A 12,072-nucleotide genomic window follows, 5' to 3' on the forward strand; every position below is an offset into this window, starting at 1 on the left:
ACACGATTTTGTGTGACAGTTTCATAGAGTTACGGCGGCTATAGCGGTGGGGAAACGCCCGGTCCCATTCCGAACCCGGAAGCTAAGGCCACCTGCGCCGATGGTACTGCACTCGACAGGGTGTGGGAGAGTAGGACACCGCCGGAACATCCTTCGCGAAGGCCCCGACCACACGGTCGGGGCCTTCCGCGTTTCCGGAGAAAGAACCGTCGAATTCCCCTGCCCCCTGGCATTTCCGGCCGGGTTCGGGCACTAGAGTGGTCCCGGTGCGCCTCGTTATTGCTCGCTGCCAAGTGGACTACGTCGGCCGTCTCACCGCTCACCTCCCGATGGCTCGTCGCCTGCTGCTCATGAAGGCGGACGGTTCGGTGCTGGTGCATTCCGACGGCGGTTCGTACAAGCCGTTGAACTGGATGAGCCCGCCGTGCTGGCTGGAGGAGCGCGACAGCGAGACGGAGGCGGCCAAGCTCTGGGTGGTCACCAACAAGGCGGGTGAGGAGCTGCGCATCACCGTCGCGGAGATCGAGCACGACTCCTCACACGAGCTGGGTGTGGATCCGGGTCTGGTGAAGGACGGGGTCGAAGCGCATCTGCAGGAGCTGCTGGCCGAGCACATCGAAACCCTCGGCGCGGGTTACACACTCATTCGCCGCGAGTACATGACCGCCATCGGCCCGGTGGACATCCTGTGCCGGGACGCCGACGGCGCGACGGTGGCGGTGGAGATCAAACGCCGCGGCGAGATCGACGGTGTTGAGCAGCTGACTCGCTACCTGGAGCTGCTCAACCGCGACCCGCTGCTGGCCCCGGTCACCGGAGTCTTCGCCGCCCAGCAGATCAAGCCGCAGGCCAAGACCCTCGCAACCGACCGCGGGATCCGCTGCCTCACGCTGGATTACGACGCCCTGCGTGGCACCGAGAGCGACGAATTCCGGCTGTTCTAACCTCGGATCATGCCCCGTCGCAAGCCGAGACCCCAGCAGTCGGCGCGGTCCCACCCGGAACCGCGCCCGCTGGGTGATGTCTTCGGCCGCCAGGAGGAGGGGCCGGGCGGGGAGATGTATGTCGTCCGTACCGTGCCCGGCACCCGCGCCGTCAAGCGCTACCGCTGCCCCGGCTGCGATCAGGAGATCATGCCGGGTGTCGCCCACATAGTCGCCTGGCCAGCCTACGGAGGCCAGGACGACCGCCGCCACTGGCACACCGGCTGCTGGAAAGGCCGACATACCAGGCGAATTACCCGCCGTTGGTCCTAGTCGAAGCTGCTACGCGTCCACTGCGCGGTATCTGAAACAACAGGCGGAAACAGGCGCGGAAATAGGCGAGGCCGCCCCGGTGCGGGGGCGGCCTCGGAGTGGATGGGTGTCGCCCGGTCGGCGTCGAATGTGAGGGACTAGCTGGAGACCTCGGCGTTTTCACGCTGTTCTTCGTCGACGTTCTGCTCTTCCTCGGACTCGGACTTGGAGTCCTGGATGGCCTTGCGACCGGACTGCTTGCTCTGCAGTGAGCGCGGCTCCGGGTTGCCGTCGAGCAGTTCGCTCTCGCGGTTGACCGCGGCCAGCATGGCCGGAACCGAATCGAGCTGACCGCGAATGCCCAAGAGCTGAGCCAACACTCGTCCGCGCAGCACCCGCATTTCCTCGGCCAGCTCCTTGGCGTGCGCGATCTTGCGATCGGCCGTGTTGGTGGCGTTGGTGATGAGGCGGTTGGACTCGTCGGTGGCGTCCTTGATGCGCTGGGCGGCCTCGGCGCGGGAGGTGGCCTCGAGCTCCTCCATGGCGCGGGTGAGCTTGGTGCGCCGCTCGGCCATGGTGACCTCGAAGTCCTGCTGCGCGGCCTTGCGCTTGGCCTCGGACTCCTTGGTGATGCGGTCGGCCTCGGCATTGGCGGCGTCGATGATCTTCGCGGCCTCGGCGCGGGCATTGGCGAGGGTCTGCTCGAACTCGACCTCGAGCGCCTCGCGCTTCTCCTTGGTCTCGGAGAGCAGCGATTCGTACTTTCCGCGCATCTCGGCCGCCTGCTGTTCGGCGATCGAGATCATCTCCGCGGCCTCGGCCTGAGCCTGGGCGCGCACCTCGGATGCCTCGTCGGAGGCCAGGCGCAGCATGCGGGAAATGCGGTCGGACATACCTTCCGCGGTGGTCGGCGGCACCGAGAGCCGGTCGACCTCCTTGCGCAGCTCATCGATCTCGTCGCGCGCGTCTTCCAACTGCGCGGCCAGGTTTCGGGCCTGGGCGGCAGCGGCGTCGCGATCGGTAGCGGTTACCCTTAGCTCGGCGTCGAATCGGTCGAAGTAGTTGCGCACCTCATCACGGTCATACCCCTTCCGCACTACGGTAAAGGGCAGAGCGACGAAGCGATTACGATCGGGCTCAGTGGACGACATGCCCCACAAACTACAGCCTGTCGACCACTGATGGTGACCCGACCGCGAATGTTGTTACAGCCTCTTTCCCGTCGTGGATGTCGGTACTAGTGAGTAGTTTTCGCGGCGGGCTCGACCAGTTCGACCAGCACACCGCCAGCATCCTTCGGGTGGATGAAATTGATGCGGGAACCTGCTGTTCCGCCGCGCGGGGCCTCGTACAGCAAACGCAAGCCCCGTGTACGCAGATACTCGGAGACAGCTTCGATATCCGTGACACGGTATGCGAGCTGCTGCAGGCCGGGCCCATTTCGGTCGATGAACTTGGCAATGGTGGAGTCCGCGTTCAGCGGGGCCAGCAACTGGAGAGCACTCGAACCCGCGGGCGCGCCCGGGCACGACAGCATGGCCTCGTGCACGCCCTGGGCCTCGTTGATCTCCCGATGCGTCTCGACCATGCCGAGATTCTCGGCGTACCAGGCGACGGCGGTATCGAGATCGGGAACGGCGATGCCGACGTGGTCGACGGCGGTCACATACTCCGCGGGGACGAATTCGGGCTTTTCGGTGTTGCTCACGTACCGCACGGTAGCGCGCACCTGAGGAAGAGGGGCGGGAGGCAGCGGGTTACCTTTGAGTAGGGCCTCGACTGTGGCAGGGGTCCGATCATCCGACGTAAGCGAGGGCTCATCGTGACCACCACCGTCATCGTCTCCGGCGCCCGCACCCCGGTGGGGCGGTTGCTGGGATCGCTGAAGGACTTCAGCGGCTCCGATCTGGGCGGCATCGCCATCAAGGCGGCCCTGGAGCAGGGCGGCGTGACGCCCGAACAGGTCGACTACGTGATCATGGGCCAGGTGCTGACCGCGGGCGCGGGGCAGATCCCGGCGCGGCAGGCGGCCGTGGCGGCCGGAATTCCGATGGATGTGCCCGCGCTGACCGTCAACAAGGTCTGTCTGTCCGGCATCAACGCCATCGCCCTGGCGGATCAGCTGATTCGCGCCGGTGAGTACGAAATCGTGGTCGCCGGCGGTATGGAGTCCATGTCCCAGGCCCCGCACCTGCTGGAGAAGAGCCGCGAGGGCTTCAAGTACGGCGACGTGACGCTGCGGGACCACATGGCCTACGACGGCCTGCACGACATCTTCACCGACCAGCCCATGGGAGCGCTCACCGAGCAGCGCAACGACACCGACAAGATCAGCCGCGAGGATCAGGACGCCTTCGCCGCCGCCTCGCACCAGAAGGCCGCCGCGGCCTGGAAGAACGGTGTGTTCGCCGACGAGGTCGTGCCGGTCTCCATTCCGCAGCGCAAGGGCGACCCCATCGTGTTCGCCGAGGACGAGGGCATTCGCGCCGACACCACCGCCGAATCGCTGGCCAAGCTGCGTCCGGCCTTCCGCTCCGGCGGCTCCATCACCGCGGGTACCGCCTCGCAGATCTCCGACGGCGCGGCCGCGGTGGTCGTGATGTCCAAGGCCAAGGCCGAGGAACTGGGCCTGACCTGGATCGCCGAGATCGGCGCGGCCGGTGTGGTCGCGGGACCGGACTCCACCCTCCAGGACCAGCCCGCCAACGCCATCCTGAAAGCCTGTGAACGGGAGGGTCTCTCGCCCTCCGATCTGGATCTGGTGGAGATCAACGAGGCCTTCGCCGCCGTCGGCGTGGCGTCCACCCGCAAGCTCGGCATCGACCCGGAGAAGGTCAATGTCAACGGCGGGGCCATCGCCATCGGCCACCCGCTCGGCATGTCCGGCGCCCGCATCCTGCTGCACCTGGCCTACGAGCTGAAGCGGCGTGGCGGCGGCGTCGGCGCGGCCGCGCTGTGCGGTGGCGGCGGCCAGGGTGACGCCCTGATCGTCCGCGTCTAGCACTCCGGCGGACCATTGTGACCACCTCCACTACAAGGTGTCGTAGGTCTCAGGGCACAATGGTCCGCATGGGTGATTTCTTCGATCTCGGCACGGTGGCGAAGCGCTTCCGATTCTTCGCGGTGCTCGAGGCGGTGTCCTGGGCGGGTCTGCTGATCGGAATGGCGTTCAAGTGGATTCCGCGCCTGCTGGACGCCTTGAATCTCGGCGTGACCGATCCGCAGATCGTGGTCGGGGTGAAGATCTTCGGTCCGATCCACGGCGGCGTGTTCATCTTCTACGTGCTCATCGCCCTGCTGGCGGCGCGGGAACTGGAGTGGAGCCGCCGGACCACGCTGTTGGCGCTGGTCGCGAGCATTCCGCCGTTCGCCACCGTCTGGTTCGAGCGCTGGGCCGTCCGTACCGGGCAGTTGGGTGAACTGAGCGCGGGCGCCGCTGCGGAAGGCGCCGCCCCGGCCGCGACGCGTTCGTGACAGACTGGATGTCGTGACTCGACCTGCACGACGACCTTCAGCCGCCGTCGCCGCCGCTATGTCCGGTGCGGTGGATCTGTCCGCATTGAAGCAGCCCGCGGTGAGCGGGGACGCTCCCCAGGGGCATGCCGTCACCGAGGCTGACTTCGAAACCAAGGTGCTGCGCCGCTCCACCCAGGTGCCGGTGGTGGTGGCGCTGTACTCCCAGCGCAGCCCCGGCAGCATCGAACTGGTGAAACTGCTGGAGAAGCTGGCCGCCGAAACCACCGACTGGGATCTGGCCAGCATCGAGGCCGAGGCCAATATGCGCATCGCGCAGGCCTTCGGGGTGCAGGGCATCCCGACGGTGGTCGCGGTGGCCGCGGGGCAGCCGCTCGCCGACTTCACCGGCAACCAGCCGGAGGAGCAGGTGCGGCAGTGGCTCGCCGCCGTCGTGGACGCGGTGCGCGGCAAACTGCCCGGTGTCGGCGAGGGCGGCGAGGGGGAGCCGGAAGCGCCGGAGGACCCGCGCTTCGTGGCGGCCGAAGAAGCCTTGGAGCGTGGGGATTTCGCCACCGCCGAGGCCGCGTACCAGGCCATCCTCAATGCCGAGCCCGGCAATGCCGAGGCCAAGGCCGCGCTGCGCCAGGTGCAGTTCGTGGCCCGGGTCCAGGAGTTGGACCCGAGTTCGGTCGCCAAGGCCGACGCCGATCCGGCGGATCTCGACGCGGCCTTGGCCGCCGCCGATCTGGAAATGTTCAACCAGCAGCCGGAGCAGGCCTTCGAGCGTCTCATCGCGCTGGTGAAGCGCACCGCGGGCGATGATCGCACCCGTGTCCGCACCCATCTGCTGGAACTGTTCGAACTGTTCGATCCGGCCGAGCCCATCGTGGTGACGGCCCGGCGCAAGTTGGCCGCCGCGCTCTACTGACCCGGTCGGTAGCGGCCGCATCGACCAGCACCGGTTCCCCGGCTTCACCCGAAGTGGGGGAACCGGTGCGTTTCATCAGGCGTCCGGCGTCGTGCCCGAGTTGGCGCTCATGGTGCTGAGCGACTTGATCACGTCGACCAGGGCCGAGGACGAGCCGGTGCCGCTCGGGTCGGGCTCGCCGGGCGCGACGACCGGCGCGACGGTGACCGGGACGTCGGCGGCGGCCATACCGGCGCCCGCGCCCAGGAATCCGGCCGCGGCGGCGGCGATGAACATGGCGGTACCCAGCTTCTTCATGGAGATCTGTTCCTCTTCGGTGTATCTGAATGTGTTACGTTTCGGTTGCGACGCCGCACGGTCAAATCCACTACATGCCAACCGATCTCGGCAGACCCGAATGTCCGTGCCCCCGTTTCCGGGGGCCATGAGGGGTAGGCGGGAGACTCACTCCGGGGTGAGCCACAGCGCGCTGTTGGGGGCCAGCGTGACCGCCGCCGACACCGGACGGCCGTGGCGAGGCTCGCCGTCCGCGGACACCCCGCCCAGATTCCCGATTCCGCTGCCGCCGTAGGCTGTGGCATCGGTATTGAGAATCTCCCGCCAGCGCCCGTCGCCCGGTAATCCCACGCGATAGTCCGGGTGCTCGGCGCCGGAGAAGTTGTACACGCACGCGATGATGGTGCCGTCGCTGCCGTAGCGCAGGAACGACAGCACATTGCGGTCGCGGTCGTCGGCGTCGATCCACGAGTAACCGCCGGGTGAGGTGTCCTGGCTCCACAGCGCGCGATGCCCGGTGTAGAGCTCGTTGAGGTCGCGCACCAGCGTGTGGATGCCCCGGTGCAGCGGGTTGTCGAGTTCGTACCAGTCCAGGCCGCGGTCGTGGTCCCACTCCCGGAACTGGCCGAATTCCTGTCCCATGAACAGCAATTGCTTACCCGGATGCGACCACATGTACGCCAGCAGGGCGCGTACGCCGCTCGCTCTGGCGAAATCGTCGCCGGGCATGCGCGTCCACAGGGTGCCCTTGCCGTGCACGACCTCGTCATGGCTGATGGGCAGCACGTAGTTCTCGCTCCAGGCGTAGGTGAGCGAGAAGGTGATCTCGTTGTGGTGCCAGGTGCGGTGCACCGGATCGTGGCCGAGATAGCCGAGCGTGTCGTGCATCCAGCCCATATTCCATTTCATGGAGAAGCCCAGCCCGCCGACCTCGGTGGAGCGGGTGACGCCGGGCCAGGTGGTGGACTCCTCGGCGACGGTGAGCACGCCCGGATGGTGGCCGTGCACGGTGGCGTTCATCTCCTGCAGGAAGGCGACGGCCTCCAGATTCTCGCGGCCGCCGTGCGCATTGGGCTCCCAGCCGCCCTCGGGGCGCGAGTAGTCCAGGTACAGCATGGAGGCGACGGCGTCCACCCGCAGACCGTCGATGTGGAATTCCTCGATCCAGTAGCGGGCGTTGGCGACCAGGAAATTGCGCACCTCGTTGCGGCCGAAGTCGAAAACATAGGTGCCCCAGTCGAGTTGCTCACCGCGACGCGGGTCGGGGTGTTCGTAGAGGGCGGTACCGTCGAAGCGGGCCAGTGCCCATTCGTCGCGCGGGAAGTGGGCGGGCACCCAGTCCAGGATGACGCCGATGCCCTTGCGGTGCAGGTGATCCACGAACCAGCGGAAGTCGTCGGGGGAGCCGAATCGCGCGGTGGGGGCGTAGTAGGAGGTGACCTGGTAGCCCCAGGAGCCGCCGAAGGGGTGTTCGGCCACCGGCAGCAGCTCCACATGGGTGAAGCCTTGGGCGGCAACGTATTCGGCCAGCTGCTCGGCGAGCGCCCGATAGCCGAGGCCGGGCCGCCAGGAGCCGAGGTGCACTTCGTAGACGCTGATCGGCGCGCGGGTGGGATCAAGCCGGGCGCGGGCGCGCAGCCACCGGTCGTCACCCCACTCGAAGGTGCTCGCGGTGATCACCGAGGCGGTGGCGGGCGGTGGCTCGGTGGCGAAGGCCAGCGGATCGGCGTGGTCGACGACCCGGCCGTCGGCGCCGTGCACGCGGTACTTGTACTTGTCGCCCGGACCCAGCCCCGGCACGAACAGCTCCCAGACGCCGGAGCCGCCGAGCCGCCGCATGGGCGCGGTGTGCCCGCTCCACCCGTCGAAGTCGCCGATGACCGCCACCCCGCGGGCGTTCGGGGCCCAGACCGCGAACGAGGTGCCGGTCACCTCGCCGTCCAGCGTGGTGTAGCGGCGCGGATGCGCGCCCAGCGCCGCCCACAGCCGCTGGTGTCGTCCCTCGCCGATCAGGTGCAGATCCAGCTCCCCGAGGGTGGGCAGGAAGCGGTAGCCGTCGGCGTCCACGGTGGTGCGCCCGCCCGGATACGAGGTGACCAGGCGGTAGTCCCACAGCTCCGGGAACGGGACCACGCCCTCGAACACCCCGTGTTCGAGGTGCGCGAGCGGATGGTCGGCGTCGCCGATGCGGGCCGCCACGGTGTCGGCGTGCGGGCGCAGCGCCCGGATCACCGTGCCACCGGGGTGCGGATGCGCACCCAGCACCGTATGCGGGTCCGGGTGGGTGCCCGCCGCCAACAGCATGAGGTCACGACGGTTCATGCGGGGCGTTCCGGGCGAACGGGCTCACGGCTGGCGCACACATCTGCCAACTTACTGCGCGGCACTCGGCGCGGCGGGGTCGAACCGGCGCGCCGAGGCAAGCGGACGCCGCACCCGCAGCGCCGAGCGGGGGCGGGTTCGCCGGTGGGCGGGCCGCGGCGTTTACGATCGAGGGTGGATACGGAACGCTCGAACCACGCTCGGGTAGGAGCGCTGATGTGTCGATTGTTCGGATTGTCGGCCGCGCCGCAGCGGGTGAAGGCCACCTTCTGGCTGCTGGACGCGCCGGACAGCCTGGCGCGGCAGAGCCGGCGGGAGCCGGACGGGGTGGGTCTGGGCACCTTCGCCGCCGATGGCACCCCGCTGGTCGAGAAGCAGCCGCTGGCCGCGTACGAGGACGCCCGGTTCGGCAGGGAGGCGCGGGAGCGGGCGTCGGCCACCTTCGTCGCCCATGTGCGCTACGCCTCCACCGGGGCCGTGGAACCGCGCAACACCCATCCGTTCCAGCAGTTCAAGCGACTGTTCGCGCACAACGGGGTGCTGCACGGTCTGTCCGAGCTGGATGCCGAACTCGGCGCGTATCGCGAACTGGTGCAGGGGGATACCGATTCCGAACGGTTCTTCGCCCTGATCACCAAGCGCATCGACAAGTACGACGGCGATGTCACCGCGGGCATCGCCGACGCCGTCGCCTGGATCGCGGATCGGCTGCCGGTGTACGCGCTCAACCTGGTGCTGACCACCGCGACCGAGCTGTGGGCGCTGCGCTACCCGGCCACCCACGAGCTGTACGTGCTGGAGCGGGCCGCGGGCGGAGCGGGCGGCGACCGGCATCTCGACCATGCGGGCCGCACCGGAATCCGGGCGCGCAGCGGGCATCTCGCGCGGCATCCGGCCGTGGTGGTGGCCAGTGAGCGCATGGATGAGGATCCGGGCTGGCGGTTGCTGCGGCCGGGCGAGCTGCTGCACGTCGACGAGCGGCTGCGGGTGCGCTCCACCAGGGTGCTGAACCGCCCGCCCCGGCATCCGCTGTCGCTGGCACAGCTGGAACCGGCCGCCGCCGCTTCGCAGACCGGAGCCTGAACGCGCGCGGTCGGGTCCGGTGCTCAGTGGAAGCTGTGCCGGTACGCCAGTTCCTGGCGGGCCTGGATCGGCACCGAGGGCAGGTTCAGGATGTGCGCCACCGCGCGGGCGGGATCCAACCGCACGTAATTGGTCTGGCCCCAGTGGTATTCCTCGCCGCTCACCTCGTCGTACACCACCGGCCGGTCGTGCCATTCGCGGCCGATGGCGGGCAGATCCAGCGACACCATGCCCTGCTCGGCAACGAACGGGTTGAGGTTGACCACGATCAACACGGCGTCCCCGGTGGTGGGGTCGAATTTGGAGTAGGCCAGCAGCGCGTCGTTGTCGGTGTGGTGGAAGTGGATGCAGCGCAGCTGCTGTAGCGCCGGATGGGCGCGGCGGATCTCGTTGAGCCGGGTTATCCACGGCTCCAACGATTCTCCACGCGCGGCCGCCTCGGCGAAGCGGCGCGGGCGCAGCTCGTACTTCTCCGAGTCGAGGTACTCCTCGCTGCCCGCGTGCACGGCCTGATGCTCGAACAGCTCGAATCCGGAGTACACGCCCCAGCTGGGTGCGAGGGTGGCGGCCAGCACCGCGCGTATGGCGAACATGCCGGGCCCGCCGTGCTGGAGGCTCTCGTGCAGGATGTCGGGCGTATTCACGAACAGGTTGGGCCGCGCCTCATCGGCCTTGGCGGCCAGCTCTTTTCCGAATTCGATGAAATCCCATTTGCTGGTGCGCCAGGTGAAATAGGTGTAGGACTGGCTGAATCCGCGCCGGGCCAGGCCGTAGAGGCGGGCCGGGCGGGTGAACGCCTCGGACAGGAAGATCACGTCCGGGTGTTCGCGACGCACCTGGCCGATCAGCCACTCCCAGAAGTCGGCCGGTTTGGTGTGCGGATTGTCGACCCGGAAGATCCGCACACCCAGGCCGATCCAGTGCTTCACCACCCGTAGTATCTCGGCGTACAGCCCGTCCGGATCATTGTCGAAATCGACCGGGTAGATGTCCTGGTACTTCTTCGGCGGATTCTCCGCGAAGGCGATGGTGCCGTCGGGCAGGGTGGTGAACCACTCCGGATGCGCCGCCACCCACGGATGGTCCGGGGCGCACTGCAAGGCCAGATCCAGCGCCACCTCCATACCCAATTCCGCTGCGGCGGAGACGAAGTCGGCGAAGTCGGACTCGGTGCCCAGGGCCGGGTGGACGGCGTCGTGCCCGCCCTCGTCGGAGCCGATGGCCCACGGCGAGCCCACATCGCCGGGCTCGGCGGTGAGAGAGTTGTTGCGCCCCTTGCGGTTCACCCTGCCGATGGGATGGATGGGCGGCAGGTACACCACATCGAAGCCCATGGTCGCGATGCGGGGCAGCTCCTTGGCGGCGGTGGCGAAGGTGCCGTGCACCGGACTGCCCTCCGCGTCCCAGCCGCCCGTGGAACGCGGGAAGAATTCGTACCAGGCTCCATACAGCGCCCGCTGCCGTTCCACCAGCACGGTGTGCTGGGGGCCGCGCGTCACCATGTCGCGCAGCGGGGTGGCGCGCAGGATCTCGCCCACCTCGGTGCTGAAGGCCGGCGCCACCCGCGCGGGCAGCTGTACGTCGCTGCGCAGGGCTGCGGCCGCCGCCCGCAGCGTCTCCCACTGCTTCTTCGGCACCGCCTGGGCGGCGCGTTCCAGCAGTCGCGCCCCGATCTCCAGGTCGTTGGCCAGATCGGCCGCGCTCTGCCCGACCGCGAGTTTGGCCTCCACCGCCGCGCGCCAGGTGGCGACGGGATCGCTCCAGCCCTCGATGCGGTAGGTCCACAGGCCGGGTGCGGTGGGCGTGAACACGCCGTTGAACACGTCGGGCTGGTAGTCCGGCGCCATCCGGAATCGACGGGCCCGGGAGGAGCCGGGCGCCCGCACCGCCAGTGTCGCCGCCACCGCGGCGTGCCCCTCGCGCCACACCACCGCCCGCACCGGAAATACCTCGCCGACCACGGCTTTCGCCGGTCGGCCGCCGGGAATGGCAGGGGCGGTGTCATCGATGGCGATGCGGCCGGTCACGCTCCCGAACTTACCGGTTGCGCCACCGCGTCGCCGGAGTGGGCGGCATCGCGGCCCGCTACGCCTGTCCGGGCTTCAGCACGATGAACAGCCCGTTGGCCTCGGCGCACAGCCGGTCGCCGTCGGACATGGTGGCCCGGACGTACACCTTGCGGCCCTCCACGCGCTCCACCCGGCCGTGCACCCGCAGCTCGGTGTCGAGCGGGGTGATGGAGCGGTAGTCGATGGTGAGGGAGGCGGTGCGGGTGACCTGTTTGGTGTGCACGGCGGCGGTCATGCCGAGCAGGTCGTCGAAGGCGAGCGCGATGTGCCCGCCGTGCGCGGCCGCATTGCCGCCCAGATGGAAGGTACGGAAGGTGAGCCGGGCGTCCACCCCGTCGCTCGCGGCGCGGTCGATCCAGAACGGAGGCAGGGTGATATTGCCGCGCGAGGGCAGATCGTGTCGCCGCCAGGTCGGGGCCGACCACTCGTCCACGACGGCCTCGTCGAGCCGGTCGTTGAGCTGCTTCAGCATGGCGATGGCATCCAGGGCCACGTCATCGCTCGGCGAGCACAGTCGCACCTTGTCCATGAGCTCGCGGACCTGCTCGATCAGTTCCCCGTAGTGCGGTCCACCCGCGGAGTTGTCCCGCGCGAGTTCCGCCATCGGCCGGAACCCGCCTTCGTGGTGCTCGGCGGTCGGGACCGACTCGACCTGCTGCTCAGTCATGAGAACACGTTATCGGTTGCTCGCGAGAAGCTCGTG

The 12,072-nt window shown here is 68.5% G+C and carries 12 protein-coding genes and 1 rRNA gene; 7 read left to right on the forward strand and 6 right to left on the reverse strand.

Annotation, left to right across the window (positions count from 1 at the left end; all coding sequences use genetic code 11):
- The first annotated feature begins 30 nt into the window (after nucleotides 1-30).
- From rrf to ON31_RS35470, 3 genes are all read left to right on the forward strand, one after another.
- Nucleotides 31-147, forward strand: a 5S ribosomal RNA gene (rrf, locus tag ON31_RS07270).
- 119 nt (nucleotides 148-266) lie between these two features.
- Complete coding sequence (nucS, locus tag ON31_RS07275; protein WP_039810709.1) at nucleotides 267-944, forward strand: endonuclease NucS; 678 nt, start codon at nucleotides 267-269, stop codon at nucleotides 942-944.
- Between the two features lie 9 nt (nucleotides 945-953).
- Entirely contained in the window at nucleotides 954-1,256 is a 303-nt protein-coding gene (locus ON31_RS35470; protein ID WP_081592280.1) for an Rv1322 family protein, read from the forward strand.
- A gap of 137 nt (nucleotides 1,257-1,393) precedes the next feature.
- Here ON31_RS35470 and ON31_RS07280 read toward each other — a convergent pair whose 3' ends face one another.
- Both ON31_RS07280 and mce read right to left on the reverse strand, forming a co-directional pair.
- Nucleotides 1,394-2,386, reverse strand: a complete 993-nt coding sequence (locus tag ON31_RS07280) for a coiled-coil domain-containing protein (RefSeq protein ID WP_029926480.1) — start codon at nucleotides 2,384-2,386, stop codon at nucleotides 1,394-1,396.
- 86 nt (nucleotides 2,387-2,472) lie between these two features.
- Nucleotides 2,473-2,943 (reverse strand): methylmalonyl-CoA epimerase, encoded by a 471-nt coding sequence (gene mce / locus ON31_RS07285; protein WP_029926482.1) that lies wholly within the window; start codon nucleotides 2,941-2,943, stop codon nucleotides 2,473-2,475.
- A 114-nt stretch (nucleotides 2,944-3,057) separates the two neighbouring features.
- Here mce and ON31_RS07290 point away from each other — a divergent pair, with 114 nt between their 5' ends.
- The 3 genes from ON31_RS07290 to ON31_RS07300 are packed head-to-tail and all read left to right on the forward strand — an operon-like array spanning nucleotide 3,058 to nucleotide 5,619.
- Nucleotides 3,058-4,236 carry an acetyl-CoA C-acetyltransferase gene (locus ON31_RS07290; protein WP_039810712.1) on the forward strand — a complete coding sequence of 393 codons (1,179 nt, stop codon included), beginning with the start codon at nucleotides 3,058-3,060 and terminating at the stop codon, nucleotides 4,234-4,236.
- Nucleotides 4,237-4,295: 59 nt separating this feature from the next.
- The gene (locus ON31_RS07295; protein ID WP_029926486.1) at nucleotides 4,296-4,709 is read left to right on the forward strand and encodes a DUF3817 domain-containing protein; all 414 of its coding nucleotides are present in this window, start codon (nucleotides 4,296-4,298) and stop codon (nucleotides 4,707-4,709) included.
- A gap of 58 nt (nucleotides 4,710-4,767) precedes the next feature.
- Nucleotides 4,768-5,619 (forward strand): tetratricopeptide repeat protein, encoded by an 852-nt coding sequence (locus ON31_RS07300; protein WP_039810714.1) that lies wholly within the window; start codon nucleotides 4,768-4,770, stop codon nucleotides 5,617-5,619.
- 75 nt (nucleotides 5,620-5,694) lie between these two features.
- Here ON31_RS07300 and ON31_RS07305 read toward each other — a convergent pair whose 3' ends face one another.
- Both ON31_RS07305 and glgB read right to left on the reverse strand, forming a co-directional pair.
- On the reverse strand, nucleotides 5,695-5,916 hold the full coding sequence (locus ON31_RS07305; protein ID WP_029926490.1) for a hypothetical protein: 222 nt from the start codon (nucleotides 5,914-5,916) through the stop codon (nucleotides 5,695-5,697).
- Nucleotides 5,917-6,063: 147 nt separating this feature from the next.
- The gene (gene glgB, locus ON31_RS07310) at nucleotides 6,064-8,217 is read right to left on the reverse strand and encodes a 1,4-alpha-glucan branching protein GlgB (protein WP_039810716.1); all 2,154 of its coding nucleotides are present in this window, start codon (nucleotides 8,215-8,217) and stop codon (nucleotides 6,064-6,066) included.
- Between the two features lie 216 nt (nucleotides 8,218-8,433).
- Between glgB and ON31_RS07315 the strand changes: the two genes are divergently transcribed.
- Entirely contained in the window at nucleotides 8,434-9,300 is an 867-nt protein-coding gene (locus ON31_RS07315) for a class II glutamine amidotransferase (protein ID WP_039810718.1), read from the forward strand.
- 23 nt (nucleotides 9,301-9,323) lie between these two features.
- Here the strand turns inward: ON31_RS07315 and ON31_RS07320 are convergent, their stop codons facing one another.
- Nucleotides 9,324-11,327 carry an alpha-1,4-glucan--maltose-1-phosphate maltosyltransferase gene (locus ON31_RS07320; protein ID WP_039810720.1) on the reverse strand — a complete coding sequence of 668 codons (2,004 nt, stop codon included), beginning with the start codon at nucleotides 11,325-11,327 and terminating at the stop codon, nucleotides 9,324-9,326.
- Between the two features lie 58 nt (nucleotides 11,328-11,385).
- Nucleotides 11,386-12,036, reverse strand: a complete 651-nt coding sequence (locus ON31_RS07325; protein ID WP_039810723.1) for a PaaI family thioesterase — start codon at nucleotides 12,034-12,036, stop codon at nucleotides 11,386-11,388.
- Nucleotides 12,037-12,072 lie beyond the last annotated feature (36 nt).

The sequence above is a fragment of the Nocardia otitidiscaviarum NBRC 14405 genome, from assembly GCF_000308635.1.
In the GTDB taxonomy this organism is placed as follows: domain Bacteria; phylum Actinomycetota; class Actinomycetes; order Mycobacteriales; family Mycobacteriaceae; genus Nocardia; species Nocardia otitidiscaviarum.